The sequence below is a fragment of the Streptomyces sp. NPDC048349 genome (genome assembly GCF_040651925.1).
Lineage (GTDB): Bacteria > Actinomycetota > Actinomycetes > Streptomycetales > Streptomycetaceae > Streptomyces.
Window position 1 is genome coordinate 1 of sequence record NZ_JBEZLA010000153.1, and the last position, 1,123, is coordinate 1,123.

A 1,123-nucleotide genomic window follows, 5' to 3' on the forward strand; every position below is an offset into this window, starting at 1 on the left:
ACGATCGCCTGGTGCTTCATCTTGGCCATGTCCGAGGCCATGATGATGTCCTTGTTGCCCGTGGTCGTGATGAAGATGTCCGCGGTCTCCACCACATCGTCCAGCGTGGCGACCTGGTAGCCGTCCATCGCCGCCTGCAGCGCGCAGATCGGGTCGATCTCGGTGACGATGACCCGCGCGCCCTGGCCGCGCAGCGACTCCGCACAGCCCTTGCCGACGTCGCCGTAACCGCAGACCACGGCCACCTTGCCGCCGATCAGGACGTCGGTGGCACGGTTGATGCCGTCGATCAGCGAGTGGCGGCAGCCGTACTTGTTGTCGAACTTCGACTTCGTCACGGCGTCGTTCACGTTGATCGCCGGGAAGAGGAGCTGGCCCGCCTGGTGCATCTCGTAGAGGCGGTGCACACCGGTGGTGGTCTCCTCGGTGACGCCGCGGATGCCGGCGGCGAGCGTGACCCAGTCGATCGGGCTGTCGGCCAGCAGGCGCAGGACGAGGGCCATTTCCTCGTTGTCGGCGGTGGCCGGGTCGGGGACGGCGCCGGCCTTCTGGTATTCGACGCCCTTGTGGACGAGGAGGGTGGCGTCACCGCCGTCGTCGAGGATCATGTTCGGGCCGTCGGCGCCGGGCCAGGTCAGCGCCTGCTCGGTGCACCACCAGTACTCCTCCAGCGTCTCGCCCTTCCAGGCGAAGACGGGGATGCCGGCGGCGGCGATCGCGGCGGCCGCGTGGTCCTGAGTGGAGTAGATGTTGCAGGAGACCCAGCGGACCTCCGCGCCGAGGGCGACCAGGGTCTCGATCAGGACGGCGGTCTGCACGGTCATGTGCAGGGAGCCGGTGATCCGCGCGCCGGCGAGGGGCTGGGCCTGCGCGTACTCGGCGCGGATCGACATCAGGCCGGGCATCTCGTGCTCGGCGAGGGTGATCTCCTTGCGGCCGAACTCCGCGAGGGTGATGTCGGCGACCTTGTAGTCCGTGAAATCGGCAGGGGTCTGGCTGGTCATGGTGACGTACTCCGGTGGTGGATGGCGGGGCTAGGGGGTGTCTGACGGAGGTCCGTGGTGAAGGAGCGGTGTCCGGTGCGTGCTCTCGGCGTGCCGGCCGGATGCCCCCGTACTGGACG

The 1,123-nt window shown here is 68.5% G+C and carries 1 protein-coding gene; it reads right to left on the minus strand.

Features of this window, described 5'->3' with window-relative positions:
* Window positions 1-1,004, minus strand: a 1,004-nt coding sequence (locus AB0D44_RS34380) for an adenosylhomocysteinase (protein WP_362598851.1), incomplete at its 3' end; no start/stop codon positions are given.
* Window positions 1,005-1,123 lie beyond the last annotated feature (119 nt).